Raw genomic sequence first — 25,962 nt, forward strand, 5'->3', positions numbered from 1 at the left:
TGCACCTGTAACAGTCGGCTTATTCAGCAGTCGGTTCAGGCAGCTCAGTTTCAGTGGTTTTAGGACGATCGAGTAAACCAAAAGTCATGCGATTGGTCAGACTGCGTTTTTCTGCTTGGTCTTCAGATGATTGGCTAGACGTATCGGTCACGGTTTTGGCTTCTTTACCGAAAATACCCAAAGTCGCACGATTGAAGAAGCTGCCTTCACTACGTGCTGCACGCAGGTTCACGGTACCGTCGGCATTCACTAGACCTGGATAGTTTAGTTTCAGTACTTCGATATATTGCTGTGCTGTGGCTTTGTCACCTAGCTTGTCATAGCCGTAAGCAACGGTTGCCAGCGCTTCTGGAATCTGTGGCGTTTGTGGATAGTGTTCAATTACCCATAAACCACGTTCAACAGCAGCCAAATATGCTTTACGCTTGATATTGAAACGGGCCGCATTCATTTCGCTTTCTGCCAGTTCCTGACCGATAAACTTCATACGTTGTGCAGCGTCTACTGCATAGGGGCTTGATGGATAGCGACGAATGAAATCGACAAAATTCTGGTAAGCTACTTTCAGGTAGCTCACATCACGGTGTGACTGTTTTAGTGAGGTATAACGCAGCAGGCCATTATAGTTCTGCTCCATATTCGCTACGCCACGGACATAGTAAGCATAGTCGACATTTGGATGTTGCGGATTCAGACGGATAAAGCGTTCTGCCAGTGCCACTGCACCTTCATAATCTTTTTGCTGGAATTTGACATACAGCAGTTCCAGTTGCGCCTGCGGTGCATACTGGCTGGTTGGATAATAGGTTTCCAGTGCTTCGAGCTGTTTTGCTGCATCAGTATATTGTTTGCGATCTAGCGCGTTCTGTGCTTTTTGGATATAAACCTGTTCGCTAGATTCTGGACCTTTGTCCACGACTTCTTTTTTTGGATTACTGCTACAGCCTACCATTGCCGATGCAATGCCTAACGTCACAGCAAGCATTGTCATTTTATAATGTGGTAGCGACATAAAAATTCCTCTGTTAATACGGGCAATGAGCTACAATTGCACTATTAAACCACTTTTGTCTGAATGAGCAAATGAGTCAAGCACAATCTTCCAATTCTAATATCCCTGATACTGATTTCAATTTACTTGAAGATTCTGAGGATGCAGATAACCATACTTCAGACGCAACTGCAACACGTTTATCGTTGCAATTTCAATTGGATGAAAGTTATATCGGGCAACGTATCGACCAGATTGCGGCCATGGTCTGGAGCGATTTTTCTAGAGAAAAGCTCAAACAATGGATCAAAGACGGCAATTTATTAGTGAATGGTCAACCAGTTAAGCCGAAATTTAAAAGTGACGGTTTTGAAACACTGACTTTAAACGTTGAACTGGAGGCACAAACTCGTAGCCTACCTGAAGATATTCCACTGGATATCGTCTATGAAGATGATGACATTATTGTCATTAACAAACCAGTGGGCATGGTGGTGCATCCGGGTGCAGGCAATATGACCGGTACGCTGGTTAATGCCTTGCTGCATCATTATCCGAAATCTTCTGAACTGGCGCGTGCAGGTTTAGTACACCGGATTGATAAAGACACCAGTGGTCTATTGGTTGTTGCTAAAAATCTGGAAGCGCAGTTTGCGCTTAGCAAGCAGCTTGAGAAAAAGACCGTCTACCGTGTGTATGACCTGATCGTATATGGCAACATCATTGCCGGCGGTACCATTGATGAACCGATTAAACGTCATCCAGTGGATCGTGTGAAAATGGCAGTCCTGCCAGGCGGTAAGGAAGCGGTGACGCACTACAATGTGAAAGAACGCTTCCAGCATTTCACCCGTATTCAGGCACGTCTGGAAACCGGTCGTACGCACCAGATTCGTGTGCACTTTAGCTACCTGGGCTATGGTCTGGTGGGTGATCAGGTCTATATGCCACGTGTGCGTATGCCAGCCGGTGCTTCGCAATTGCTGGATGACACCTTGCGTGGTTTTAAACGTCAGGCACTGCATGCAGCGACTCTAGGCCTGAAACATCCACGTACCAAAGAAGAAATGACCTTTAATGCGCCGTGGCCAGAAGACTTCGCCAATCTGGTTGAAGTGCTGCGTAGCGAAAACAAGGCCTATTAATTTTTCATTCTATTAGCAGTCATTAAAAAAAGGGAAGCGACATGCAATTTGTACAAGGTTTGCCTCAAGGTGTTTATGTAGGTCAGACCCGTGTTTATCATGAACAGGTACAGCCATCAGCCCAGCCAGAGCTAGCGGGCTTTAACCTGGCTTTGCATGTCAATGATGATGCTGCGCGTGTACAGAAGCATCGCATTCAGCTGTTGAAAGATTTCCAGCCTTTTGGCGTGGACAAAATTACCTGGATGACACAGACGCATAGCACCATTTGTCATACTATCAATGAGCAGATGCCTTTTAAGGCATTGGTCGGTGATGGTCTGGTGACACAGCGCAAAGCTCATGCCTTAATGATGATGACGGCAGACTGCTTGCCGGTAGTGCTGGGTAATGCTGAAGGTACTGAAGTGGCCAATCTGCATGCTGGCTGGCGTGGGCTGGCAGGCGGTATCGTTGAAAATACCATTGCCGCGATGCAGACCCAGCCAACCTGGGCGTGGCTTGGTGCAGCGATCAGCCAGCCTTGTTTTGAAATTGGCTCAGAAGTAAAAGAAGCTTTCTGTTCCAAATATCCTGAACTGGACAGTGCATTTCAGGCAGGGGAACAGGCCGGAAAATACTATGCGGATCTGTATGCGATTGCGCGTTACATCTTACAGCAGCAGGGTGTTGAGACTGTTTTAGGTGGCGATCAGTGTTCATATCGTCAGGCGGATGAATATTTTTCCTATCGCCGTGAAGCCAAAACCGGACGCATGGCAACATTCGTGTTTATGGCATGAAAATGTTAAACTTGATTGAAATTCTTGGTTTTTGATTGTTATGTCCCTATCTTCCCAATCTGTTGCGATTGTTTATCACAGTCCTTATGGACACACGGCTAAAGTGGCAAACTTCATTGCCGAAGGCGCACAAAAAACTGGTGTCCAGGTGCATATGATGAATGTGGAACAGGTGGATTGGGAGGTGTTGGACGCTGCCGATGCAATTGTATTTGGCTGTCCGACCTATATGGGTAGTCTGACTTCTGCCATGAAGTTATTTATGGAGCAGTCGTCCAAGCGCTGGCTGGCACGTAGCTGGCAAGGCAAGCTGGCAGCAGCCTTTACCAATGGTGGTGGCTTAAGTGGGGACAAGCTGGCTGTCTTGCAGCAGATTAATCTGTTTGCGATGCAACATGGCATGTTGTGGTCAGGTCTACCGTTAATGCCGACAGGTCGTGCCACTACCGATCTGAATCGTATGTCGAGCTTTCTGGGTCTCATGACCCAATCTGACAATGCACCTGTTGAAGTGACACCACCGGAAGGGGATTTGCAAACCGCGATCTGGTTTGGTGAATATATTGCCTTGACACTGGCCCGTTTGAATCTGAAAGCCTAATTCGATCCATAAAAAAACCTCCATTAGTTGGAGGTTTTTTATTGCTGGTATTATTTATGGAAAATACGCGCTTTATCACGTTGCCAATCACGGTCTTTTTCAGATGCACGTTTGTCGTGTAACTGTTTACCTTTTACTAACGCAATTTCCAGCTTGGCATGCGGGCCTTTCCAGTAACAGGCCAATGGTACACAGGAATAACCTTTCTGGTTGATCGCGCCCATGAGTTTTTCAATTTCACGGCGTTTCAGCAGCAGTTTACGGGTACGCGTCGCTTCAGGGACAACATGGGTAGATGCACTCAGTAAAGGCTGAATCTGTGCGCCGAACAGGAAGGCTTCACCATTTTTAAAGGTGATATAGCTCTCCACAATACTCATACGACCGGCACGCAGGGATTTTACTTCCCAGCCTTGCAAGGAAAGTCCAGCTTCAAATTTTTCTTCAATAAAATAATCGTGACGGGCACGTTTGTTCAGAGCAATCGTTCCGCCGTTATTTTTTTTAACTACAGTTGCTTTCGCCATAATCAGACACTTCCAAAGTTGTAGCTATTGTACCGTAACTTTTATTGAGTTGAAGTGTTTAAATTGATGGAGTTTCTTCACTAAAAAATGAAGATTTTGTTAAAATGGAAAATTACACAATAAACAGAGTACAAATGGATGACTAAAACTCGTGTAATTTATCCGGGAACTTTTGATCCGATCACCAATGGCCATATTGATTTGGTGACCCGCGCAGCAAAAATGTTTGATGAAGTTGTAGTTGCAATTGCAATCGGACATCACAAAAACCCGGTATTTAGTCTGGAAGAACGAGTTGAACTGGCCCAAACGTCATTAAGCCATTTGAACAATGTTGAATTTGTAGGATTTGATGGCCTGCTGGTGAACTTCTTCCGCGAGCAGAATGCTACCGCGGTATTGCGTGGTTTACGTGCAGTGTCCGATTTTGAGTATGAATTCCAGCTGGCCAACATGAACCGTCAACTGGATTCTCATTTTGAAGCGGTGTTTTTAACCCCTTCAGAGCAATATTCTTTTATTTCATCCACATTGGTGCGTGAAATTGCTCGTTTAAGAGGTGATGTGACCAAGTTTGTTCCGCCAAATGTGGTTGAAGCCTTCGAGCGTAAACTTCAACAAGGTTGGTAGAGTGTCTTTATATATCACCGATGAATGTATCAATTGTGATGTCTGTGAGCCTGTCTGTCCGAATGAGGCAATTTTCATGGGTGACGTCATCTATGAAATTAACCCGGACTTATGTACAGAGTGCGTCGGGCATCACGACAAACCACAATGCCAGTTATTCTGTCCTGTGGACTGTATCCCGCTTGATCCGAACCATGCCGAGACGCGTGAGGAGCTTCAGGCCAAGTATGAAAAACTGACTGCTCAAAAAACATCAAGCAATTAGTCGCCAGATTTGGTACTATGCGGCTCGAAGTGAGCCAGACGATCGCTGCTGTGGAGATCTCCGTGATTGAAGCAGGGGAGGAAAGTCCGGGCTTCATAGGGCAAGGTGCCAGGTAACGCCTGGGCGGCGTGAGCCGACGGAAAGTGCAGCAGAGAGTAGACCGCCTTCATTATGGTTCTGAGTAATCGGAATCGGAGGTAAGGGTGAAAGGGTGCGGTAAGAGCGCACCGCATGACTGGTAACAGTTCATGGCATGGTAAACCCCACCGGAAGCAAGACCAAATAGGGATCCTTTAGGCATGGCCCATGCTGGATTCGGGTAGGTCGCTTGAGCGCATGAGTGATTGTGCGCCTAGAGGAATGATCGTTCACGACAGAACCCGGCTTATCGGCTCACTTCAACAAATTTTGATCAAACAGCACAATATGGGGTTGACGTGATTTACAGAAAATCCCATAATGCGCGCACAGTTTAAGGCTATGTAGCTCAGTTGGTTAGAGCACCGCACTCATAATGCGGGGGTCACAAGTTCAAGTCTCGTCATAGCCACCATATTCTGAAAAAACCCACTCCGATTGAGTGGGTTTTTTTATGTCTGATATTTGATGATGATGTTGGTGGAAAATCTAAAAAGCCTTACAATAGTTAAAATAAAACAAATAACAAGAATATGTATGATGATTAAAAATTTAATGCTATCAACTCTGATTTTCTTTATTGCTTTACCTGTTTTTGCTGCAGATTCAATTAAGTCACTTCCTTTTAAAGAAAAAAGTATTTCCAAAGCAGAAATACGATCAATTTGTCAGAAAATAAAACTTAGTTGTGATGAGAGTGGTGCAAAACTTTGGGTAGTTAAAATTGCTGAAGCTGAAAAATATTATTTAATTAATGAAAATTTACAAATGATTCAGCTTTCAAAACATCTTGGAAAGTATCAAATCGTTGATTATTGGGATCTAACCAGGTATCAACAGGTTTATGCGCTTGAAGAGGATAAGAGTGGTATAGAATTTATATATCCTGCCTTATACCCACTCAATCGGCATAGTTATGCTATTGCCTTAATTCATGGCTGGGTTTCAAATGATGCAGGTGAACAGAATGCACAGTTTATTCAATTACTTCCAAAAGGAAAGACAAAACTGGTCTTCGAGCATTTACCTTTTTACGAATACCAGAATTGACTTTCCTGCTACAAAGATATGAAAGATAAAAAGAATAATTATTGTGATGATCAGAAGGAGACCGTACTTAAGATCAGCTATAGAGATGTAGGATTGGCTTATTATGAATGGCGTTTAAGTTATTTGAATATAAACTGGCTTAAGAATAATAAAATCGACGAATATAAACAGCGGAGTTTGGCGTTAATCCCTTTTATTCAAGCGCAGTAAAGGCATGTAGCAGTGATCTAACATCATCCGTTTGCAACTGCTCACGCATTTTTAAAAACTGCTTTTCATCTAAGTCATAGAGCTTTAGAGAAAGTAGTTTCTTAATATCTTCTTCAGGGAAGCGATATTTAATAATTTTCGCAGGCACGCCACCTACAATCGCATAAGGTGGAACGTCTTTTGTGACGACAGCACCTGTTGCCACCACAGCACCTTCACCGAGCTTTACACCTTGCATAATCATGGCACGTGAGCCAATCCAGCAGCCATCTCCAATGACTGTATCACCTGCAGGCACAAAACTACGTGTATCGAATGGAAACGCAGAAATCCAGTCTGTTCGGTGTAACTGGTTACCACCCATCATAATCACGCATTCTGCGCCAAAACAGACGAAATTGCCGATATAAAGCTGGTCAATCGGCTTCTCTTGTGTAGCTGGCTTATCATGCAGATAACGCACCACACAACGCTCGAAACCTTGATCCCAATAAGCTGAGTAATAGCTGTAATTGCCCTTGATATGAATATTTGGATTCTTCACCGTTTTCGAGATGAATTCGAACTCACACCAATGGTTCACAGGGGAATTAATCAACTTTTCAGCCATAACCGGGATACAAAAATAAGGAATACGCCATTATAGCGAATTGATCTTTAAGCTGGAGAACAATCCCATTCAACAACTGGCCTGATCAGGATTAAGTTTTATATGGCCTTAGCGGATTGAGGAATACGAGCAATGACTTTGATTTCGAAGTCAAACCCCGCTAGCCAAGTCACGCCTACAGCGGTCCAATTTGGATAGGGCTTTTGCATAAAAATCTGGTTTTTAACTTTCATAATGCTTTCAAATTGCTGTTCAGGATCGGTGTGAAAAGTCGTGACATCGACAATATCATCGAAAGTACAACCAGCCGCTGCCAATGTAGCAGCCAAGTTTTCAAAAGCACGTTCTACCTGTTTCTCAAAGTCAGGTTCAGGACTACCATCTTCACGACTACCAACCTGACCAGAAACAAATAATAAATCTTCTGATTTGATGGCAGCAGAATAACCATGCTGTTCATACAAAGCATGGCGATCTTGGGGAAATATTGCAGTTCTAGTCATGATAATCCTCGCTCAATATTTAATTTATACGTATTTTAGAAAGCAGTTCAAATCTTCACATACGCTTCGTATGTAAACATAATTGACATACGATGCGTATGTCAATTAAAATTTTTCACAATGCTGATGGAAACAACATATGTCTGTACGTGAACAAAAAATGGCGGAAACCCGCAAAAAACTCATAGAAGTCGCACGTCGTACATTTGCTGAATACGGTTATGCGGACACTTCCATGGATAAGCTCACGGCAGAAGCAGGGCTAACCCGGGGTGCGCTATACCATCATTTTGGTGATAAAAAGGGCTTATTTGCTGCCGTGGTCGATCAGATTGATTCAGAAATGGCTGAATATGCCGGGCAACATCTGGAGCAGCCTGATGATCTATGGGAGGGATTGATGCTTGAAGGGCGTACCTATATCGAACATGCTTTAAATGCTGAGTTCCAACGGATTGTGCTACGTGATGGTCCGGCAGTATTAGGGGACCCCGCACATTGGCCAAGTCAAAATAAATGCCTGCAGTCGACACGTGAATGTGTAGAACAGTTACTAGCTGAAGGTAGATTAAAACCAGTCGATGCACTTGCTGCGGCAGTCTTGCTCAATGGTGCAGCAATGAATGCAGCACTATGGGTCGCTTCTAGTGAGGATCCTGCACAGGTCTTACCTCAGGCTTTACAGGCCTTTGAAGCATTGGCATCTGGCTTCTTAAAATAAAATCGATGGAAATTTCTAGAATCAATAAAAAACCCCTCATCTGAGGGGTCTTACAGCCTAAAATATCTAGTTAAAAATTAGATATATTCAACGCTTACAATTTCGTATTCGACTTCACCTTGTGGTGTCACGATTTTCACATCGTCGCCTTCGCTTTTACCCAGCAGGCCACGCGCGATCGGAGAGTTCACAGAGATCTTGTTGATCTTAAAGTCTGCTTCGTCATCACCCACGATTTTGTAAGTTTTGCGTTCTTCAGTGTCTAGATTCTCAATAGTCACAGTGACACCAAAAACTACACGACCGTTTTGCTCCAGTTCTTTAACATCAATCACCTGGCAAGCGCCCAGTTTACCTTCGATGTCCTGAATACGGCCTTCACAGAAACCTTGCTGCTCACGCGCAGCATGATATTCCGCGTTTTCTTTTAAATCCCCATGCTCACGTGCCTCTGCAATCGCTGCAGTAATACGTGGACGATCCACAGTTTTCAGTTGGTGTAATTCTTTCTCTAAGGCAAGTTTGCCTTCGGGAGTCATAGGATAACGTTGCATAGTTGTCCCTCAGTAATAAAAATGAAAGTCTATAAATGAAAAAAAGCCCGCCACCGAGAAGGTGACGGGACTTCTCAGTAACGAATTAACCTACTGTTAAATCTTGCAAACGATATACATCCATTGGCAATTTAATTGCTAAAGCTTGGCATACAGCATCAGCACCATTCAGGGTAGTGGTATGGTATACCTTACCTTGAAGCGCAGAGCGACGGATCGAGAATGAATCCTGCTGAGCTTGTTTACCTTCAGTGGTATTGATAATGAGGTGAATTTCACCATTTTTCAAGCGGTCTACAATGTTTGGACGGCCTTCGGTTACTTTATTTACACGTTCACATTCAATACCTGCAGCTTTAATTACATCGTATGTGCCGCCAGTCGCAAGAATCTTGAAGCCGAAGTCAGCAAGCTGTTTTGCAATACCTACCGCACGTGGTTTATCAGAATCGCGTACAGAGATGAATGCATGCTTCACTTCGCCTTCAGTTGGCAGACCAGGTAAACGATCGTTAGAGCCTAGAACAGCTTTGTAGAACGCTTCACCAAATGTTTTACCAACGCCCATTACTTCGCCTGTTGATTTCATTTCAGGGCCAAGGATCGGGTCAACACCAGGGAATTTGTTGAATGGGAATACTGCTTCTTTCACAGAGAAGTGAGCAGGGATAATCTCTTTGGTAAAGCCTTGAGACTCAAGAGATTGGCCAGCCATACAACGTGCAGCTACTTTTGCTAAAGATTCACCGATACATTTAGAAACGAACGGAACCGTACGAGAAGCACGAGGGTTCACTTCCAGAATGTAAACATCATCACCTTTAACTGCAAACTGAACGTTCATCAAGCCTACAACGCCAAGCTCTTTAGCCATAGCGATGGTTTGACGACGCATTTCGTTTTGCACGTCTTCAGACAATGAATATGGAGGAATCGAACATGCAGAGTCACCAGAGTGAATACCGGCTTGTTCAATGTGCTGCATAATACCGCCGATCACCACGTCTTTACCGTCAGATACGCAGTCCACGTCAACTTCAATCGCATCATCAAGGAAGTGATCCAGAAGAACAGGCGCTTCATTCGATGCTTGTACAGCATCACGTAAGTAGCGTTTTAATTCTTCGTCGTTATACACGATTTCCATCGCGCGACCACCGAGTACGTATGAAGGACGTACAACCAGTGGATAACCCACTTTAGCTGCTTCTGCCATACCTTCTTCAGCAGATTTTACGATGCTGTTATTAGGTTGACGAAGTTGCAGACGTTGAATCATTTGTTGGAAACGTTCACGGTCTTCTGCACGGTCAATCGCATCTGGAGATGTACCGATAATTGGCGCACCAGCTTCTTCCAAAGCACGAGCCAGTTTCAGTGGAGTCTGACCGCCGTACTGAACGATAATACCTTTCGGCTTTTCAGTACGTACGATTTCAAGAACGTCTTCAAGTGTAATCGGTTCGAAGTACAGACGATCAGACGTGTCATAGTCAGTTGAAACCGTTTCAGGGTTACAGTTCACCATGATGGTTTCATAACCGTCATCACGCATTGCCAGGGCAGCATGTACACAGCAGTAATCGAATTCGATACCTTGACCAATACGGTTAGGACCGCCACCAATCACCATGATTTTGTCACGGTTAGACGGATTAGATTCACACTCTTCATCGTAAGTTGAGTACATGTACGCTGTATCAGATTCAAACTCTGCTGCACATGTATCCACACGTTTGTAGACTGGAGTTACGCCCAGGTTCCAACGGTGCTTACGGAATTGTTTTTGTGAAATACCCATCAGGTTGGCAATACGGTGATCAGATAAACCTTTACGTTTAAATGAGCGGATATTGTCAGCGTTAAGATCACCAAAACCTAAAGATTTGATTTGTTCTTCAGTTTTAACGATGTCTTCGATCTGAATCAGGAACCAGCGGTCGATGTTGGTTGCTGCAAATACTTCATCAAGCGTGAAACCGTGACGGAATGCATCAGCCACATACCAGATACGTTCTGGACCTGGAACTTTAAGTTCCTGAAGAATCTTCTCGCGCGCACCTTCAGTACCCACTTCGATTTTTTCATCAAAACCAGTTGCACCAACTTCAAGACCGCGAAGTGCTTTGTTCACAGATTCCTGGAAGTTACGGCCAATCGCCATGACTTCACCTACAGATTTCATCTGTGTAGTTAGTGTCGCATCAGCTTGCGGGAATTTTTCGAAGTTGAAACGTGGAATCTTGGTAACAACGTAGTCAATTGCTGGTTCGAACGATGCTGGAGTTGTACCGCCAGTGATGTCGTTTTTCAGCTCATCAAGGGTATAACCAACAGCCAGTTTCGCTGCGATTTTCGCAATCGGGAAACCAGTCGCTTTAGATGCCAGTGCAGATGAACGCGATACACGTGGGTTCATCTCGATGATTACCATACGACCATCTTTCGGGTTAATACCGAACTGAACGTTAGAACCACCCGTTTCAACACCGATTTCACGAAGAACTGCTAAAGATGCATTACGCATCAACTGGTATTCTTTATCAGTCAGTGTTTGTGCAGGCGCAACAGTGATCGAGTCACCGGTGTGTACGCCCATTGGGTCAAAGTTTTCGATCGCACATACAATGATACAGTTGTCGTTTTTGTCACGAACAACTTCCATCTCGTACTCTTTCCAGCCAATCAATGATTCATCGATCAATAATTGGTGAGTAGGAGAGAGGTCGAAACCGCGTTCACAGATTTCCAGGAATTCTTCACGGTTGTAAGCAATACCACCGCCTGAACCACCCATCGTAAATGATGGACGGATAATCACAGGGAAACCGAAGCGCGCTTGAATCTCAAGTGCTTCTTCCATAGATTCAGCAATAGCCGCTTTTGGACATTCCAGACCAATTTTACGCATTGCTTCGTCAAACAGTTTACGGTCTTCTGCTTTTTCGATCGCTTCTTTGGTCGCGCCGATCAGTTCAACGTTGTATTTTTCAAGAATACCGTTGGCATCCAGTGCAAGGGCACAGTTCAGTGCAGTCTGGCCACCCATCGTTGGAAGCACAGCATCTGGACGTTCTTTTTCAATAATTGCTGCAACAGTCTGCCAGGTAATCGGTTCGATATACGTCGCATCTGCCATTGCAGGGTCGGTCATAATGGTCGCTGGGTTAGAGTTCACCAGAATAACGCGGTAGCCTTCTTCACGAAGCGCTTTACATGCTTGAGCACCTGAGTAGTCAAACTCACATGCTTGACCGATGACGATCGGACCAGCACCAATGATCAAGATGCTTTTAATGTCAGTACGTTTAGCCATGATGCTTCCTTAATTACTTCTTAGATGCTTCGATAAGTTCGATGAAATGATCGAACAATGGTGCGCAGTCATGTGGACCAGGGCTTGCTTCAGGGTGACCCTGGAAGCTGAACGCAGGTTTGTCTGTACGATGGATACCTTGGTTCGTACCATCAAACAGTGAGCGATGAGTCACACACAATACCGCAGGCAAGGTGCTTTCATCCACTGCGAAGCCGTGGTTTTGAGAAGTAATCATCACTGTACCAGTTTCGATGTTCTGTACAGGATGGTTAGCGCCATGGTGACCGTGCGGCATTTTTACCGTTTTAGCACCCGATGCAAGAGCAAGAATCTGGTGACCTAAGCAGATACCAAATACTGGAATTTCAGTTGTTTCAACAATTGTTTTTACAGCTTCAATTGCGTAGTCACATGCAGCTGGATCGCCAGGACCATTTGACAGGAATACGCCATCTGGATTTAACGCAAGTACTTTTTCAGCAGGAGTTTGTGCAGGCACCACAGTCAATTTACAGCCGCGGTCTGCGAGCATACGCAAGATGTTGGTTTTGACACCGTAGTCGTATGCAACCACATGGAATTTAAGTTCAGGTTGAGTAAAGCCTTTGCCAAGTGCCCATGAGCCTTCAGTCCATTCGAAACCGGTCGGATCACAGCATTCTTTCGCAAGGTCTAAACCACTTAAACCACCGAATGCACGTGCTTTTTCGACTGCTTCTTCTTCAGTGATGTTTTCACCCGCAAGGATACAACCGTTTTGTGCACCTTTATCACGCAAAATTCGAGTTAATCGTCGCGTGTCGATGTCAGCAATGGCAACTACATTGTGCTGTTTTAAATAATCACCGAGTGATTGATTCGCACGGAAGTTACTATGTAGTAAAGGAAGGTCACGGATAATTAAACCGTTTGCCCATACTTTATGAATACGACCTGATTCAGCGTCTTCTTCGTTGCAACCTGTGTTACCGATATGTGGGTAAGTTAGCGTTACAAGCTGCTGTGCATAACTAGGATCAGTCAAAATTTCTTGATAGCCAGTCATGGCAGTGTTGAAAACGACTTCACCAGTCGTACAACCCGATGCGCCAATTGAAGTACCTTTAAAGATAGTTCCGTCGGCAAGGGCTAAAATTGCTGGGGTGCTCAAACCAAAGCTCCTGAAATTTAGGCTGTAAAAAAGCGAGTAGACGAAAAAAAAGGAAGGTTAATTTTTAAACCTACCCTCCTATGTCTGCTCGCTTGAACTTAACACGGCATTATACGCAGAACCACCCCCCAAGTCCAATAGCTTTACAGCAAAAGTATGAGATAAATGGCTTGCTTTTTGCTTGAAAGTCTGTTTTACGAACAACGTAAAAAAATGTAAGCAATTAAGAATTGTCTAACAAATCAAATCTTAATTTTTATCAAAACTACTAATATGGATGAGTCGTAATATAACTATAGGAATAAGACACATGACTACAGCAGCGAAATCTTCCCAATCCAAGAAAAAGATCAATACCGTGGTTTCAGAAACGACTGAACAGCTTGAAAAAGTAGCAGCTGAAGCCAAAGAACAGGTGGTGGAAACCATCGAAGAAAGCAAAGAGAAACTTGAAGTCGAAGCGAAACAGCTGGGTGATACTGTGCAGGAGCAGTTACGTCAGTTGAAACAGGATCTGTTGCAACGGATCGATACTTTGAAAGAGCAGTTATTTGGTTCGCAAAAAGAACTGACTGAATTAACCAGCTTTATCAAAACCGAATTTACTGCAGTCATTGAAGACTTATCCAATATGGGTAAGGAACTGAAAGAAGATGTCAGCCAGATCTCGACCAAACATAAAGAGCATCTGACTGGTACATTCAAGCGCTCAAAAGACAGTACCATTGAAGTTCTAAAAAAGGTCAAACCCATGGTAAAAGCTGAAAGTTCAGAAAAAAGCCCTGAGCTGAAGAGTTAAGGGAAGCCGCTGATTTAAATTGCATGAAAGGAGAACTGGATACGTTCTCCTTTATCTTTTTGAGGCAAAACGGACTCACAATAATAATGAAAGGGGGTCACGATGCAGCAGCATTATTTTGTAGGTGTACTTTGTTTACTGACGCTGATTATGATGCTTAATCTGGAAAGTTGGTTGATGCGTGCACTTTATCTCGGTGTGATGATGTTATGTCTGGGATTCTTTGGACTAACTTTTGGCACGATTATCCTGATCATCTTCACGTTAACTGTAATTTTTTATGCCGCGGTAAAATCAGTGCAGGACAATTACCGCTTACATCACTAAAATGTCGAAAACAATTAAAATGAACTCTTAGTCTATCAGCTTAAATAACGTTTAAATCATTATCAAAATAGCCAGCCCTAAGTGTTGAGAGCAGGCTAATTATTTCAATTTAATATTGACCTGAATCTACGTAGAGAAAATACAGAAAAATATTTTCTTCAAGCTATAACAGCGAACTTTGAGCGGATGAGCCGGAAAAGCCCATAAAAAAACGTGAGACTTTAATGCTCACGTTTTTTAATATCTTTGTTATCCAGCAAATGCTTTTAATCTGCATTAAAAGACATGCAGCCAATCCCGTTTATTGTGGAAGTCTGCTTCTGGGCTGCTGTGCTGCATCGCAAAGTATTGATCACCTTGTGAGGTTTTTAATACTGCTGTCAGACCAATAAACAGGTCTGCCCATTTAAGTTTATGCTCAACCATAAACTCGGTCAGATCCAGACTGACATTCAGACCATAATGGGTACGTTTAAGCTGATTCAGTTCGATATCGTATGCAGCAGGTGGCGGCATATCTTCCGGATAGCGATATTCCTCAAACTGATAGGCTTGCCAGGCCTGAGAAGGAGAGAGATTGATTTCACGATAATAATCTTCACCCTGAACCCCGATAAAGATTTCAAAGCAGGTCTGTTCCCACAAAAAATTACGACGGGGATGTGCAGTAACCATTTCTGGCCACAGCACGTACTGGTTGGGATCGCGCAACCAAAATCCGACATTCAAGCTGCATGGATTTTGCTGTTCGATGGCACCGACCAATGAGATTGCCTGAAAACGGCGATCAAATGCGCTGAGTTCGTAACTGGCCATAAATCCTGTACTTAGTTAGAAAGATGGGCAAAACGGACAAGATTGGATAACTTCTGGTTTTGCTTTGGAGCTTTCTTGTAAAGCAGCGCAATTTTACCAATAGTTTGTACCACTTCAGCACCTGTAGTTTCTGAAAGTTCAGCAATGAGTGCTGCACGTGCTTCACGGTCTTCAGCCACAACTTTTACTTTAATGAGTTCGTGATCATTAAGGGCACGATTTAGCTCTTCAACTACAGATTCAGTTAAGCCTTTGTCACCAAGCATTACAACTGGGTTTAATGCATGTCCAATTTGACGTAAACGCTTACGTTCCTGAATAGATAAAGACGCCATGAGAGATAACCTGATTTTTAAAACGGCTTAGTATAGCAAAAGCGAAAAACAAACGCTGTAAATTCTCAGGAAATAATCACTTGTAAATAATCGGAAATCACACCGGAATACTCAGATTTAGATACACATGTATACTGCAAAAAATGTGTTTTTCACGTACAATGAGTCATTAGAAGTTTTTTTTATTTAGAGAGTTATGGCAACACGCATTACCAACCAAAAGTTATCTAAAAGTAGTCGTGCGTGGATGAGAGAGCATCTTGATGACTTTTATGTGAAAAAAGCACAAAAAGAAGGTTATCGTGCCCGTGCTGCGTACAAGTTGCTAGAAATTCAGGAAAAATACGGCATTATCAAACCCGGCATGACTGTAGTGGACTTGGGTGCTGCCCCAGGAAGCTGGTCCCAGATTGCGGGAAAACTGGTCGGTGATAAAGGTCTGGTGATTGCATCAGACATCTTGGAAATGGATGCGCTACCTGATGTGACTTTCTTGCAGGGCGATTTCCGTGAACAAGAAGTATTCGATAAATTGTTAAATATTTTAAACGGACGCACAGTAGACGTTGTAATTTCAGATATGGCCCCCAATACATCAGGTAATAGAGCTGTAGATCAACCACGTCAGATTTATTTGTGTGAACTTGCTCTGGATTTTGCCAACAAGGTACTCGGTCCGAAAGGACAGTTTGTAGTAAAAGTATTCCAGGGTTCAGGTTTTGATGAATTTCGTAAAGAAGTCGTCAACAGTTTTGATGTATTGAAGACGATTAAACCTGCTGCATCACGTGCCCGTTCGAAAGAAGTGTTTCTGGTAGGACAGGGACGCAAGAAGGCTTTGAAATAAAGTTTACTTGCCAACACGTTAAAAATTGTGCATTTTGTAGGTTTTTACATTATTGCAAATTGATTTGCAGCTTATTGATTAAGGTCACCCTTCGAGGGCATGATCAAATTAGATTGGAATGGGAAATAAAGCTTTGAGCGATCTTTTTAAGAATGCCGTATTGTGGCTCGTGATACTGGGTGTGCTGGTGTTAATCTTCAGCAACGTCAGTGACCGCAATCAACCGACTACAATGAACTATTCGGAGTTTGTTGCCGCGGTCAATGCTGGCCAAATTAAACAAGTTACAATTGATGGCGAAAGAATTCGCGGTGAAAAATCAAACGGTTCAGAGTTTGAAAGCATTCGCCCGGCAGTTCAAGACCCAGAACTGATGCCAAGCCTGATTAAAAATAATGTGGTCGTTGAAGGTGAAGCGCCTCAACGTCAAGGCTTGCTCATGCAATTGCTGATTGCAAGTTTCCCTGTGCTTCTAATCATTTTGTTATTCATGTTCTTTATGCGCAACATGGGTGGCGGTGCAGGCGGTAAAAATGGCCCAATGAGCTTTGGTAAATCTAAAGCGAAAATGCTATCTGAAGACCAGATCAAAGTAACATTTACTGATGTGGCGGGTTGTGATGAAGCAAAACAGGAAGTAGTCGAAATCGTTGACTTCCTGAAAGATCCTGCAAAATTCAAACGTCTGGGTGCGACTATTCCTAAGGGCGTCCTGATGGTAGGTCCTCCAGGTACAGGTAAAACCCTGCTGGCTAAAGCCATTGCGGGTGAAGCAAAAGTTCCATTCTTTAGTATCTCAGGTTCTGACTTCGTTGAAATGTTTGTCGGTGTCGGTGCATCACGTGTACGTGACATGTTCGAACAGGCAAAACGTCATGCGCCATGTATCATCTTTATTGATGAGATTGATGCAGTTGGTCGTCATCGTGGTTCAGGTACAGGTGGTGGTCATGATGAACGTGAACAGACTCTGAACCAGATGCTGGTAGAGATGGACGGTTTCGAAGGCAATGAAGGTATTATCGTCATCGCTGCAACTAACCGTGCTGACGTACTGGATAAAGCCTTACTTCGTCCAGGTCGTTTCGACCGTCAGGTAATGGTAGGTCTGCCAGATATTAAAGGTCGTGAGCAAATCCTGAATGTACACTTGAAGAAACTTCCTTCTACTACAGGTGTAGATGTCAAAGTACTTGCACGTGGTACACCGGGCTTCTCAGGTGCACAGTTGGCGAATCTTGTAAACGAAGCGGCATTATTTGCTGCCCGTCGTAACAAGAACACAGTCGATATGCATGACTTTGAAGATGCGAAAGATAAACTGTACATGGGTCCTGAACGTAAATCGATGGTACTTCGTGAAGAAGAACGTCGTGCTACGGCTTACCATGAAGCAGGTCATGCGATTGTGGCAGAAATGCTTCCAGGTACAGACCCTGTGCATAAAGTTACCATCATGCCGCGTGGCTGGGCATTGGGTGTTACCTGGCAGTTGCCTGAATTTGACCAGACTAGCCATTATAAAGACAAAATGTTGAATGAACTTTCAATCCTGTTCGGTGGTCGTATCGCAGAGGAAGTCTTCATTAACCAGATGTCGACTGGTGCTTCGAATGACTTTGAACGTGCAACTAAAATGGCACGTGCAATGGTGACCAAATATGGTATGTCGGACAAGTTAGGCGTCATGGTCTATGAAGATGACTCTCAACAGTCATTTATGGGTAGCATTGGTACCCGTACGATTTCTGAGGCAACCCAACAACAGGTAGATGCGGAAGTTCGTCGCATCATTGATGAGCAATACAAGGTTGCACGCGATATCCTTGAAAATAACAAAGATATTGCCCATGCCATGGTGAAAGCGCTGCTTGAGTGGGAAACAATTGATCGTGAACAGATTCGTGACATTATGGAAGGTCGTGAGCCAAAACCACCTAAAGTTTATGTTTCAGACAATCCAGTGATTGATGTAACACCGACTGATGGTCCAATGACTCCTCCGCCATTACCAGCGAACTAAGTTAACAATTAAAACCACCTTCGGGTGGTTTTTTTATGGCTATTGTTTTGTCATATCTAGTTGAATGCTATAGTCAATTTATAAAAATCAATGAGTAAAAATAAGAATGAATTTACTTGTTCTGGAATCCAGTATTTATCAGCTACGTTTGGAGCCACTGAGCTGGGAACATTTTGCAGACTTAGAAAATGCATGTGCCGAAGGGGACTTGGGGGAAGTGTTATATAATTCGGTACCTTACCTACATAAACTTAAACACTACTTTACCCAAGCTTTTGAACAGCAGTCCAAAGGTGAAAGAATAGCTTTTGCTGTGATTGATTTAACTTCAGACCGAGCAATCGGCACCACCAGCTTTCATGATATCAAGCCGGAAATTCCACGCGTTGAAATTGGCTTTACCTGGTATGCCAAATCTTATCAACGAACCTATGTAAACCGGGTCTGTAAATATCTTTTGTTGCAGCATGCATTTGAAGAGCTGAATGCTCAAGTGGTAGGCTTTCGGACTGATCATCTGAATCTTAAAAGTCAAAAAGCTATTGAAGCTCTGGGTGCCAAACAGGATGGCATCATTAGATGTCATATGCTGCGTAAAGATGGCGTGACACTCAGAGATAGTTATATCTATAGTATTTTAAAAAGCGAATGGGTTGATGTAAAAGCGTTACTGCAATCCAAGCTGATGCAATATTCCAATAAGAACTATTTTGAAATCTAGCTATTGAATAGATTGAGCTTTGCTTTATTGATCTTTCCATAAGACAATACCGGGGTTATTGTGAACTAGGATTGAACCATGCAGCTGAAGCCACTACGACCACAGATCTGGACTTTCGGTCATTTGAAACTGGATTTGTCTCAGCCGCATGTGATGGGAATTTTAAATGTGACTCCGGATTCCTTTAGCGATGGGGGGCTGCACAATCAGAAAGATCAGGCAGTAGTAAAAGCCCTGGAAATGATTGCTGATGGTGCCACCGTAATTGATGTGGGTGGTGAATCTACACGTCCAGGTGCATCAGTCGTGGAAGTTGAAGAAGAAATCCGTCGTGTTGTGCCTGTAGTTGAAGAACTGGCCAAGCATGATGTGATCATCTCGATTGATACTTCACAGCCAGAAGTGATTAAAGCAGCCGTGAAAGCGGGCGCACATATCTGGAATGATGTACGCGCGCTCACTCGTCCACAAGCGTTAGAGACGGCAGCAGAACTGAATATTCCGGTGATCATCATGCATATGCGTGGTGAGCCGACTACGATGAATAATCTGGATCAGTATGATGATGTGACTCAGGATGTGATTCGGGAACTGTCACAACGGGTTCAAGATGCTCTAGATGTGGGTGTTAAAGCTGAACATATCATGATTGATCCTGGTTTTGGATTTGCAAAAAATGCCCAGCAAAATTTAAAGCTGTTGCAAGAGTTTTATAAATTGACAGAAATGGGCTATCCGATTTTGTCTGCTTTATCCCGCAAACGTTTTATTGGTGCTGCTCTGAATGGTGCAGAACCACAAGCACGTGCAGTAGGTTCGGCTGCGGCGCATTTGCTGAGCATTCAGCAAGGTGCCTGTATGGTTCGAGCACATGATGTCAAGGTAACAGCAGACGCCATCAAAATCTGGAAAGCTATGCAAAATGCCTAAATCTGGGCTGAAAGACATATAGGAGCACAAGCTGTTTGGCTTTTAAACAGCAATGTGCTATACAGGCACGCTTAAGTTAGATTGTCATCTTTTAGAGTGCCTGTAATGTTTGCAGATTTACTTCTCCCCATGTTCGATGATGAATATTATCCCGATATTCTGGTTGCAGAAATCAAGCAACACATCGAACGTTTTGCTTCAAAAGTATCTAAATCCGGTTTATCAGATCAGGATGTATATCAGCTGGCCCATGAGACTGTGGCAGACATCAATGCCATGAAGCCACAGTTTGAAGATCTGGACTCTTCTCTGGATGATACTGCCGCAGACTATATTGCCGAGGCCATGATGATGGTCGTGCAAGAGCAGGGTCTGTTTGATATTGAAATGGAAGAACTGGTCGTTAATCGCGAATGGTAAAAAAAGCCCTGTTAAACAGGGCTTTTTTTAATAATCTGAAAATACGTCTTTTAAATTTTTATAATGAATTTCATCCAGTAATTTCTGCTCTTCCAGCATGCAGCTATGATGCAAATCCAGATAATACTGTTTTAAATCTTTTTGATAAGGCACCGGTTCCGGCTCTTTGCTTTGCGATTGCTGATAAGACCAGTAAGCCAGCTGACGGATTTTCTGCAAACGTACCAATAGGGTGCTGCGAGTCGAAACTCTAAAGCAGGGCTCAACTAAAACCGGTACGAGGCTACTGAAAGCAAGCAGGGCCAAACAAGGCAAGGTAATAAATGCTGAGTGAAAATACTGATAATTAATAAATGACAGAATCGCAATCAGGGTTTGCATATACAGGCAGAGTTGCAAACGCTTGGCATAGCGAACAGAACTGTATTTCGCCTGAAACTGGGCGCGCCAGATATAAGGATAGAGCATGCCGATCATGACAATAGTACCTGCACTAAGCGCCTGATATTTTGAAGTCACAAAGTCAGGATAAAACGGCAGCGAAAAACACAGGCAGCAAAAACCTGTGATCATGATCAGAATACCAATACGTAAATACAGATAGAGATCAGTGGTCTGGTTCAAATATTTATAACGGCCATAGCTGAGGCTGCAAAAGAATGCATCAGGATGGCGTAATTGCAATCTGGCTAGATCAAAAGAACGGGATGCAGACATGGGAAGGGCACATTCTATTGGTGATAATCACGCATAAAAAAACCAGCTGAATGCTGGAGATTTTCATTGCACCATTCTAATCAGAATTAAAATGGTGCCCGAGGCCAGACTCGAACTGGCACGCTTTGTGGGCGGGGGATTTTAAATCCCCTGTGTCTACCGATTTCACCACTCGGGCATGTGCGCAATAATAGAGGACGAAATAAAGCTTGGCAAGTAAATTTCAATACGTTTGCTTTATTTTCAAGCAATTCAGTAGTTTAAATTAAAAAATTAAATCCATAGTGCTAGATGATAAGCGTGAGAAGTCATGTAATTTTCTATTTCAGGCCGTGATTCATAAAACATTTACAGGTGCTCGTCCAGATAAGTATCGATATCGATGTATTTAATCTTCTTGCACTGCTCATGTTCCAGTTTAAACAAGCGGGTATGTAAATCCGCATAGTGCTGAAGCTGATTTTTCAATTCTTCATTTGGGGAGGTCGGCTTGGAATGAAAAAATAATTTCAGACGTAGTTTCCAGGTTTGTTGATAAGCCCAGAAACAGATGCGACGTAACTGCTGCAGTTGATATTGTTCAGTGCTATTGGTAGCAGGGCGGAACATATTTTCTTTATAGAACCGTACAAAACCAAAACTGATCCCGAAAAAGAATAGAATCCACATGGTCATACTGCTTTGTAGAAAAACCAGATTCAGCGCTTCCAGCACAATGACTACAGTGAGTTTAATCGGTGTATGTCTTAAAAACTGATAGAGGGAATGAGAAGAGTGCCGGATCTGCTTGATCACTAGTGGAACCACCAGCATCAGAAATAACAGAATAGTCAGAATTGCATAAGCTTGCGCCTGAAAGTCTGGGGCAGTTGATAGCTTAGAGGAATAAACATCTTTGAGAACCAGGCTAATCGGTACAAAGATCATGGCAGCCAGCACCCAGGGAATCAGTTCCTTGAGATCACTTAAAATACCCTTGGTCTTGATCTGGCCATAAAACAGATAATTTCTTTTGAAGGCAGCGGGATAAAGCAGTTTAAGTTGCTGCAATAAAAGATCAATCTGTTTGGTTTGCATGATAAAAAGTAAATAAGAAACTTGCCGCCTACTATAGCCAATTTACGCCAGAATGATAGAGATGATCCGGATTTTGCAATTATTAGAGTTGAAGCTAAAGATTTTAATTTTTTAGTGAGGATTTATGCGAAAATAGCCCATTGCATATTTATTTTTTAGGGACAGTTTATGACTGATCAATCTCCTGCGACGCTAAGCGACATCGAAATTTTAGACATCCTTCAAACCATGAAGAATGATGAGCTAGATACGGAAGCAAAAGAAGTTATTCGTCAGGGTGGTAAAGCGGGTCGTCAGGAAGCGCATAAACAGGCGCTGGTCGTATTGAATCAGTCATTTGAAGAAAAATTTGTTGAAGCAGTTTCTCTGGCCCTGAATCTGAATGAAGCCCAAATCAAAAAAATCCGCTATAAGAAAGACCGTATCCGTATTTTAAAAGCGCGTGGTGTTGATTACCTGGCAATTGATGGTGCGGAAACTGCCTTTGTACTGGCACAGATTGCACAGGCGATTCTACGTGAAGATGCGGTCGTCACTCATGACTTACATAATATTTTCCCATTCTGGAAAGAAGGCTGGCCAATGGTGCAATTTGATAATACCTACAAAATTTTGCAGGAAGATATCCAGATCCATTATCAGGCAGTCCTTGAAGCACTTTTATCAAAAATCTAAATTGAATTGAATGTAAAGAAGCACCTTCGGGTGCTTTTTTAATGAGAATAAAATAGGGAAAGCAGCCAACGCACAGGAAAGATAAACAGCCGCCACCAGGTAATGAGCGGATAATAAAAATATTCGCCTATTTTTAAAGTCGAATCAAATCCTTGCCGGCGCCGCTCATAAGGATAGGGAGTCAACCAGATTGAAAGTAAAATGAGCACAATTGCTATAATCAGAAATACAGGCTGTTGATCTTGCATAAAGAAGAAATAGATTAAATATAAGGCCGAATAAAAACTCAGACAGGCGAGTAGCGCAGCAATATTCATAAAAGTCTCATTATTATTGTTTTTCGAGTTTTAAAAAAATTGAAGAAGAACCAGATTATTCTGATTCTTCTGTCGGTGGCTTTTTCACTTCTAGCATACGTGTAACCAGTAACTGGTCAATCTTGAAATGATCAACATCGACAACTTCAAACTTATAACCCGCATGTAGCACAATATCTGCAGGACGTGGAATCTTGCGCAGCTTGAACATCATAAAACCAGCTAGGGTTTCATAGTTCTCTTCATCTGGCATTTCATCAATTTCCAGCGCATGTTTGATGTCTTCAATGGGCGTACTACCATCAATCAGCCATGAATTGCTATCACGCTTAATGATCTGCTGGTCTTCTTCCAGGGGAGTAACCCAGTCGCCCATCACGGTAATCATAATGTCGGAAAGGGTAATCACACCTACGACCAAGGCATATTCATTAATAACGACGGCGAACTTTTCCTTGGTTGAACGGAAGCGATCCAGTAATTCAGATAGAGTCAGTGTATCTGGAATGGTTAGAACCGTACGGATGGTATTTTCATTTAACTGAAGTAAAGACTGATTATTCAGAATACGAACCAGAATATCCTTGGAGTCGACATAGCCAATTACATCGTCGATATTTTCATTACAGACCAGGAACTTGGAATAAGGAAATTCAGCCAGTTTCTGGCGAATACTGGCTTCAGATTCTTTCAAGGTAAAGAACACCACATTTTCACGTGTGGTCATACTAGAAGGAACATTACGTTCTTCAAGCTCAAACACGTTCTCAATAAAGTGATGTTCCTGTTTCTGTAACACCCCTGCCTGAGCACCCGCATCCATTACCGCTGAAATATCTGCGAAGGTAATATTGTCATCTCGGATGGTATTCACTTTAAACAAGCGGAACAACAGGTTCGCAATGGCATTGATGAACCAGGCCAATGGTTTACAGATTTTGATAAATACCTGAATCGGATTAATCACCGAGACAGAAATTTTTTCTGGAGCGATCATTGCCAGACGTTTTGGCATCAAGTCCGCAAACAGAATAAATAATGATGTGACTGCAGTGAAAGACAGGCTGAATGCAATCGTTTCAGTCCAGGGACCTTGATAAAATCTGGAAAGTAAATTGATGATATAAGGGCGGAAGGCGCCTTCACCTAAAATACCGCCTAAAATGGCAACGGCGTTTAAACCGATTTGGGAAGCTGCAAAAAAGTCAGCAGAGTTTTCTTGTAAATCTAAAACTTTTTGAGCGCGAATATCTCCCGATTCAGCCAAAATTTTTAATTTGACCTTACGGGCACCTGCAAGCGCGATTTCTGTTAATGATAAAAAACCGGCCCCCGCGATGAGTAATAAGATAATCACGATGTTTTGAAAGAGGCTCACGAATCCACCTGTGGATTAATATGATCTAGCTAAAAATATTTTTAACACAAAAAAAGACTTGAGGTACAAATAAAGCAACTCAAGTCTCTAGAGTATAAGCTTAAAAATGAGCAATTTAGCTAATATTCAATTCAATAATGCGAAAATTGCGAATTATTCATTAAAAATTCACGATTTTCTTCTTCGATCATCTGACGGGCTACATATAGAATCAGCTGACGTAACCAGCGATGGGCGGGATGATGATGCAATAAAGGACACCACGCCATCTTCAATTCAAACTCAGGAATATAGAATGGTGGATCTTTAATGAGTAAGTTCTGGTTTTTGGCTTGCAGACGTGCAATACGGGTCGGTAATGTTGCTACAAGATCGACATTGGCAGCCAGAAGACCAGGCATCTGATAATGACGGGTAAATACCGAAATCTTACGTTTTTGGCCGATACGCTCAAGCGCCTGATCAATCCAGCCGAGACCCGCCTGTTTCTCAGGGTTTACCCCAAAGCCAACGCCCATACCGGTTTTCGATACCCAGATATGCTGTGCATCCAGATAGCTTTTCAGATTCAGGTTGCCCGCAGCCGGATGCTTGTTATTTAACAGGCAAGAAAAGCTGTCACGCCAAACCAGTACCTGATGGAAGCTTTGCGGAATTTCATTAAAACGGTTAATCGCCAGATCAACTTTACCTTGTTCCATGTCACGATAGGACACATCACTTGGGGTTAAGAAGTCGAGAACCACATTCGGTGCTTCTGAACGTAATGCTTTCACCAGGCGTGGTACCAGTGTAGCTTCAGCATAATCTGAAGTCATGATGCGGAAAACACGGTTTGAAGTATAAGGGCGGAACTCGGTACGCGGTTCCAGAATCATGGAAAGATCCGCTAAGGCGTCACGGATACGAGGTTGGAGTTCTAGCGCACGTTCTGTTGGGGTCATACCTTCAGAAGAGCGAATCAGGAGAGGATCATTAAATAAATTTCGTAAGCGACGTAAAATGTTACTCATCGCAGGCTGGGTTACCCCAAGTTGTTCTGCTGCACGCGTGACATTTTTTTCACGTAAAAGTACGTCAAGATAAATGAGGAGATTAAGATCGACCCGCTCCAGATTCATAAAAAAAATACCGAAAATAAAATTATGAAATTATATGGATTATGCCATAACTACTATAGCTTGTGTACGCAACTGATGAAAAAAAGCCCAGCTGATTGTACTGAAATGCCTTTTTGGAGTCTCTTTCACCGCAGATTTTGCCAGCCAGACTCCTTCTCTATTTTTAAGAGCAGAAAGGAAATCTGGCTGCCTCTAAAACGAAAGAAAGGTATTTCTGAAAAACAGAGGGAATTAGCAAATAATGTGCCAGGTTTGATAAAAAA

General features: G+C 43.0%; 29 protein-coding genes, 2 tRNA genes and 1 other RNA gene. 17 read left to right on the top strand and 15 right to left on the bottom strand.

Annotation, left to right across the window (positions count from 1 at the left end; translation table 11 throughout):
• Positions 1-19: 19 nt before the first annotated feature.
• Complete coding sequence (locus FTU19_RS00660) at positions 20-1,012, bottom strand: outer membrane protein assembly factor BamD (protein WP_166137837.1); 993 nt, start codon at positions 1,010-1,012, stop codon at positions 20-22.
• 71 nt (positions 1,013-1,083) lie between these two features.
• Between FTU19_RS00660 and rluD the strand changes: the two genes are divergently transcribed.
• Genes rluD through FTU19_RS00675 form a run of 3 tightly spaced genes read left to right on the top strand, consistent with a single transcriptional unit; the run spans position 1,084 to position 3,519 of the window.
• Complete coding sequence (gene rluD / locus FTU19_RS00665; RefSeq protein WP_004784827.1) at positions 1,084-2,136, top strand: 23S rRNA pseudouridine(1911/1915/1917) synthase RluD; 1,053 nt, start codon at positions 1,084-1,086, stop codon at positions 2,134-2,136.
• Between the two features lie 41 nt (positions 2,137-2,177).
• Positions 2,178-2,918: a peptidoglycan editing factor PgeF gene (pgeF, locus tag FTU19_RS00670; protein ID WP_180129875.1), complete on the top strand. Its 741-nt coding sequence runs from the start codon at positions 2,178-2,180 to the stop codon at positions 2,916-2,918.
• A 40-nt stretch (positions 2,919-2,958) separates the two neighbouring features.
• A complete protein-coding gene (locus tag FTU19_RS00675; protein WP_159123468.1) occupies positions 2,959-3,519 on the top strand; it encodes a flavodoxin family protein in 561 nt (186 codons plus the stop codon).
• 50 nt (positions 3,520-3,569) lie between these two features.
• Here FTU19_RS00675 and smpB read toward each other — a convergent pair whose 3' ends face one another.
• Positions 3,570-4,046 carry an SsrA-binding protein SmpB gene (gene smpB / locus FTU19_RS00680; protein WP_004784822.1) on the bottom strand — a complete coding sequence of 159 codons (477 nt, stop codon included), beginning with the start codon at positions 4,044-4,046 and terminating at the stop codon, positions 3,570-3,572.
• Positions 4,047-4,184: 138 nt separating this feature from the next.
• Here smpB and coaD point away from each other — a divergent pair, with 138 nt between their 5' ends.
• The 5 genes from coaD to FTU19_RS00705 all read left to right on the top strand — a co-directional run bounded on the left by coaD (position 4,185) and on the right by FTU19_RS00705 (position 6,129).
• Entirely contained in the window at positions 4,185-4,676 is a 492-nt protein-coding gene (gene coaD, locus FTU19_RS00685) for a pantetheine-phosphate adenylyltransferase (RefSeq protein WP_004784820.1), read from the top strand.
• Between the two features lies 1 nt (position 4,677).
• On the top strand, positions 4,678-4,941 hold the full coding sequence (locus FTU19_RS00690; protein ID WP_034581081.1) for a YfhL family 4Fe-4S dicluster ferredoxin: 264 nt from the start codon (positions 4,678-4,680) through the stop codon (positions 4,939-4,941).
• A gap of 26 nt (positions 4,942-4,967) precedes the next feature.
• Positions 4,968-5,345, top strand: an RNA gene (gene rnpB / locus FTU19_RS00695) — RNase P RNA component class A.
• A 72-nt stretch (positions 5,346-5,417) separates the two neighbouring features.
• A tRNA-Met gene (locus FTU19_RS00700) sits at positions 5,418-5,494 on the top strand.
• 53 nt (positions 5,495-5,547) lie between these two features.
• Positions 5,548-6,129, top strand: coding sequence for a hypothetical protein (locus FTU19_RS00705; protein ID WP_257225431.1), 582 nt, complete (start codon positions 5,548-5,550; stop codon positions 6,127-6,129).
• A gap of 193 nt (positions 6,130-6,322) precedes the next feature.
• Here the strand turns inward: FTU19_RS00705 and FTU19_RS00710 are convergent, their stop codons facing one another.
• A complete protein-coding gene (locus FTU19_RS00710; RefSeq protein WP_180129877.1) occupies positions 6,323-6,949 on the bottom strand; it encodes a CatB-related O-acetyltransferase in 627 nt (208 codons plus the stop codon).
• Between the two features lie 98 nt (positions 6,950-7,047).
• Positions 7,048-7,452 carry a RidA family protein gene (locus tag FTU19_RS00715; RefSeq protein WP_180129879.1) on the bottom strand — a complete coding sequence of 135 codons (405 nt, stop codon included), beginning with the start codon at positions 7,450-7,452 and terminating at the stop codon, positions 7,048-7,050.
• A gap of 139 nt (positions 7,453-7,591) precedes the next feature.
• Here FTU19_RS00715 and FTU19_RS00720 point away from each other — a divergent pair, with 139 nt between their 5' ends.
• A complete protein-coding gene (locus FTU19_RS00720) occupies positions 7,592-8,173 on the top strand; it encodes a TetR/AcrR family transcriptional regulator (RefSeq protein ID WP_180129881.1) in 582 nt (193 codons plus the stop codon).
• Positions 8,174-8,250: 77 nt separating this feature from the next.
• Here the strand turns inward: FTU19_RS00720 and greA are convergent, their stop codons facing one another.
• The 3 genes from greA to carA form a co-directional block, all read right to left on the bottom strand.
• Positions 8,251-8,727 carry a transcription elongation factor GreA gene (greA, locus tag FTU19_RS00725; protein ID WP_180129885.1) on the bottom strand — a complete coding sequence of 159 codons (477 nt, stop codon included), beginning with the start codon at positions 8,725-8,727 and terminating at the stop codon, positions 8,251-8,253.
• A gap of 85 nt (positions 8,728-8,812) precedes the next feature.
• The gene (carB, locus tag FTU19_RS00730) at positions 8,813-12,043 is read right to left on the bottom strand and encodes a carbamoyl-phosphate synthase large subunit (RefSeq protein WP_159123473.1); all 3,231 of its coding nucleotides are present in this window, start codon (positions 12,041-12,043) and stop codon (positions 8,813-8,815) included.
• Between the two features lie 13 nt (positions 12,044-12,056).
• On the bottom strand, positions 12,057-13,196 hold the full coding sequence (gene carA, locus FTU19_RS00735; RefSeq protein ID WP_179992811.1) for a glutamine-hydrolyzing carbamoyl-phosphate synthase small subunit: 1,140 nt from the start codon (positions 13,194-13,196) through the stop codon (positions 12,057-12,059).
• A gap of 310 nt (positions 13,197-13,506) precedes the next feature.
• On the opposite strand from carA, the gene FTU19_RS00740 reads away from it, so the two are divergent.
• Both FTU19_RS00740 and FTU19_RS00745 read left to right on the top strand, forming a co-directional pair.
• Complete coding sequence (locus FTU19_RS00740) at positions 13,507-13,995, top strand: hypothetical protein (RefSeq protein WP_004784804.1); 489 nt, start codon at positions 13,507-13,509, stop codon at positions 13,993-13,995.
• 102 nt (positions 13,996-14,097) lie between these two features.
• Positions 14,098-14,322 carry a hypothetical protein gene (locus FTU19_RS00745; RefSeq protein WP_159123475.1) on the top strand — a complete coding sequence of 75 codons (225 nt, stop codon included), beginning with the start codon at positions 14,098-14,100 and terminating at the stop codon, positions 14,320-14,322.
• A gap of 276 nt (positions 14,323-14,598) precedes the next feature.
• Here the strand turns inward: FTU19_RS00745 and FTU19_RS00750 are convergent, their stop codons facing one another.
• Together FTU19_RS00750 and yhbY are read right to left on the bottom strand one after the other, a co-directional pair.
• Positions 14,599-15,138: a DOMON-like domain-containing protein gene (locus tag FTU19_RS00750; protein WP_179992809.1), complete on the bottom strand. Its 540-nt coding sequence runs from the start codon at positions 15,136-15,138 to the stop codon at positions 14,599-14,601.
• 11 nt (positions 15,139-15,149) lie between these two features.
• Entirely contained in the window at positions 15,150-15,473 is a 324-nt protein-coding gene (gene yhbY, locus FTU19_RS00755) for a ribosome assembly RNA-binding protein YhbY (RefSeq protein ID WP_004784797.1), read from the bottom strand.
• A 196-nt stretch (positions 15,474-15,669) separates the two neighbouring features.
• On the opposite strand from yhbY, the gene rlmE reads away from it, so the two are divergent.
• From rlmE to FTU19_RS00780, 5 genes are all read left to right on the top strand, one after another.
• Positions 15,670-16,320, top strand: coding sequence for a 23S rRNA (uridine(2552)-2'-O)-methyltransferase RlmE (gene rlmE, locus FTU19_RS00760; protein ID WP_004784794.1), 651 nt, complete (start codon positions 15,670-15,672; stop codon positions 16,318-16,320).
• Positions 16,321-16,453: 133 nt separating this feature from the next.
• Positions 16,454-18,343 carry an ATP-dependent zinc metalloprotease FtsH gene (ftsH, locus tag FTU19_RS00765; protein ID WP_034170205.1) on the top strand — a complete coding sequence of 630 codons (1,890 nt, stop codon included), beginning with the start codon at positions 16,454-16,456 and terminating at the stop codon, positions 18,341-18,343.
• A gap of 106 nt (positions 18,344-18,449) precedes the next feature.
• Positions 18,450-19,064: a GNAT family N-acetyltransferase gene (locus FTU19_RS00770; RefSeq protein ID WP_180129887.1), complete on the top strand. Its 615-nt coding sequence runs from the start codon at positions 18,450-18,452 to the stop codon at positions 19,062-19,064.
• Between the two features lie 78 nt (positions 19,065-19,142).
• Positions 19,143-19,994: a dihydropteroate synthase gene (gene folP / locus FTU19_RS00775; protein WP_005236811.1), complete on the top strand. Its 852-nt coding sequence runs from the start codon at positions 19,143-19,145 to the stop codon at positions 19,992-19,994.
• Positions 19,995-20,099: 105 nt separating this feature from the next.
• Entirely contained in the window at positions 20,100-20,414 is a 315-nt protein-coding gene (locus tag FTU19_RS00780; protein WP_125278212.1) for a DUF5713 family protein, read from the top strand.
• 27 nt (positions 20,415-20,441) lie between these two features.
• On the opposite strand, the gene FTU19_RS00785 is transcribed toward FTU19_RS00780, so the two are convergent.
• The 3 genes from FTU19_RS00785 to FTU19_RS00795 form a co-directional block, all read right to left on the bottom strand.
• Positions 20,442-21,131, bottom strand: a complete 690-nt coding sequence (locus FTU19_RS00785; protein WP_005236809.1) for a hypothetical protein — start codon at positions 21,129-21,131, stop codon at positions 20,442-20,444.
• 92 nt (positions 21,132-21,223) lie between these two features.
• A tRNA-Leu gene (locus FTU19_RS00790) sits at positions 21,224-21,309 on the bottom strand.
• 170 nt (positions 21,310-21,479) lie between these two features.
• The gene (locus tag FTU19_RS00795) at positions 21,480-22,208 is read right to left on the bottom strand and encodes a hypothetical protein (protein WP_159123479.1); all 729 of its coding nucleotides are present in this window, start codon (positions 22,206-22,208) and stop codon (positions 21,480-21,482) included.
• Between the two features lie 168 nt (positions 22,209-22,376).
• On the opposite strand from FTU19_RS00795, the gene FTU19_RS00800 reads away from it, so the two are divergent.
• Positions 22,377-22,883, top strand: coding sequence for a hypothetical protein (locus FTU19_RS00800; RefSeq protein ID WP_159123480.1), 507 nt, complete (start codon positions 22,377-22,379; stop codon positions 22,881-22,883).
• A 38-nt stretch (positions 22,884-22,921) separates the two neighbouring features.
• Here FTU19_RS00800 and FTU19_RS00805 read toward each other — a convergent pair whose 3' ends face one another.
• The 3 genes from FTU19_RS00805 to FTU19_RS00815 form a co-directional block, all read right to left on the bottom strand.
• The gene (locus FTU19_RS00805) at positions 22,922-23,200 is read right to left on the bottom strand and encodes a hypothetical protein (protein ID WP_180129890.1); all 279 of its coding nucleotides are present in this window, start codon (positions 23,198-23,200) and stop codon (positions 22,922-22,924) included.
• Between the two features lie 55 nt (positions 23,201-23,255).
• A complete protein-coding gene (locus tag FTU19_RS00810) occupies positions 23,256-24,578 on the bottom strand; it encodes a hemolysin family protein (protein ID WP_004784777.1) in 1,323 nt (440 codons plus the stop codon).
• Between the two features lie 131 nt (positions 24,579-24,709).
• Positions 24,710-25,699, bottom strand: a complete 990-nt coding sequence (locus FTU19_RS00815; RefSeq protein ID WP_004784775.1) for a LysR family transcriptional regulator — start codon at positions 25,697-25,699, stop codon at positions 24,710-24,712.
• Positions 25,700-25,962 lie beyond the last annotated feature (263 nt).

The organism is Acinetobacter sp. YH12072 (assembly GCF_013419565.1).
GTDB lineage: Bacteria > Pseudomonadota > Gammaproteobacteria > Pseudomonadales > Moraxellaceae > Acinetobacter.

Excerpts from the sequence above, each read along its gene's own strand:
- smpB (WP_004784822.1), bottom strand. The coding sequence starts at position 4,046 with ATGGCGAAAGCAACTGTAGTTAAAAAAAATAACGGCGGAACGATTGCT.
- FTU19_RS00750 (WP_179992809.1), bottom strand. The coding sequence starts at position 15,138 with ATGGCCAGTTACGAACTCAGCGCATTTGATCGCCGTTTTCAGGCAATC.
- FTU19_RS00795 (WP_159123479.1), bottom strand. The coding sequence starts at position 22,208 with ATGCAAACCAAACAGATTGATCTTTTATTGCAGCAACTTAAACTGCTT.
- FTU19_RS00785 (WP_005236809.1), bottom strand. The coding sequence starts at position 21,131 with ATGTCTGCATCCCGTTCTTTTGATCTAGCCAGATTGCAATTACGCCAT.
- FTU19_RS00660 (WP_166137837.1), bottom strand. The coding sequence starts at position 1,012 with ATGTCGCTACCACATTATAAAATGACAATGCTTGCTGTGACGTTAGGC.
- FTU19_RS00815 (WP_004784775.1), bottom strand. The coding sequence starts at position 25,699 with ATGAATCTGGAGCGGGTCGATCTTAATCTCCTCATTTATCTTGACGTA.
- FTU19_RS00770 (WP_180129887.1), top strand. The coding sequence starts at position 18,450 with ATGAATTTACTTGTTCTGGAATCCAGTATTTATCAGCTACGTTTGGAG.
- FTU19_RS00675 (WP_159123468.1), top strand. The coding sequence starts at position 2,959 with ATGTCCCTATCTTCCCAATCTGTTGCGATTGTTTATCACAGTCCTTAT.
- FTU19_RS00710 (WP_180129877.1), bottom strand. The coding sequence starts at position 6,949 with ATGGCTGAAAAGTTGATTAATTCCCCTGTGAACCATTGGTGTGAGTTC.
- FTU19_RS00780 (WP_125278212.1), top strand. The coding sequence starts at position 20,100 with ATGTTTGCAGATTTACTTCTCCCCATGTTCGATGATGAATATTATCCC.
- greA (WP_180129885.1), bottom strand. The coding sequence starts at position 8,727 with ATGCAACGTTATCCTATGACTCCCGAAGGCAAACTTGCCTTAGAGAAA.
- coaD (WP_004784820.1), top strand. The coding sequence starts at position 4,185 with ATGACTAAAACTCGTGTAATTTATCCGGGAACTTTTGATCCGATCACC.
- FTU19_RS00745 (WP_159123475.1), top strand. The coding sequence starts at position 14,098 with ATGCAGCAGCATTATTTTGTAGGTGTACTTTGTTTACTGACGCTGATT.
- FTU19_RS00715 (WP_180129879.1), bottom strand. The coding sequence starts at position 7,452 with ATGACTAGAACTGCAATATTTCCCCAAGATCGCCATGCTTTGTATGAA.
- carB (WP_159123473.1), bottom strand. The coding sequence starts at position 12,043 with ATGGCTAAACGTACTGACATTAAAAGCATCTTGATCATTGGTGCTGGT.
- yhbY (WP_004784797.1), bottom strand. The coding sequence starts at position 15,473 with ATGGCGTCTTTATCTATTCAGGAACGTAAGCGTTTACGTCAAATTGGA.
- FTU19_RS00705 (WP_257225431.1), top strand. The coding sequence starts at position 5,548 with ATGATGATGTTGGTGGAAAATCTAAAAAGCCTTACAATAGTTAAAATA.
- FTU19_RS00720 (WP_180129881.1), top strand. The coding sequence starts at position 7,592 with ATGTCTGTACGTGAACAAAAAATGGCGGAAACCCGCAAAAAACTCATA.
- FTU19_RS00805 (WP_180129890.1), bottom strand. The coding sequence starts at position 23,200 with ATGAATATTGCTGCGCTACTCGCCTGTCTGAGTTTTTATTCGGCCTTA.
- FTU19_RS00740 (WP_004784804.1), top strand. The coding sequence starts at position 13,507 with ATGACTACAGCAGCGAAATCTTCCCAATCCAAGAAAAAGATCAATACC.
- FTU19_RS00800 (WP_159123480.1), top strand. The coding sequence starts at position 22,377 with ATGACTGATCAATCTCCTGCGACGCTAAGCGACATCGAAATTTTAGAC.
- folP (WP_005236811.1), top strand. The coding sequence starts at position 19,143 with ATGCAGCTGAAGCCACTACGACCACAGATCTGGACTTTCGGTCATTTG.
- pgeF (WP_180129875.1), top strand. The coding sequence starts at position 2,178 with ATGCAATTTGTACAAGGTTTGCCTCAAGGTGTTTATGTAGGTCAGACC.
- rluD (WP_004784827.1), top strand. The coding sequence starts at position 1,084 with ATGAGTCAAGCACAATCTTCCAATTCTAATATCCCTGATACTGATTTC.
- rlmE (WP_004784794.1), top strand. The coding sequence starts at position 15,670 with ATGGCAACACGCATTACCAACCAAAAGTTATCTAAAAGTAGTCGTGCG.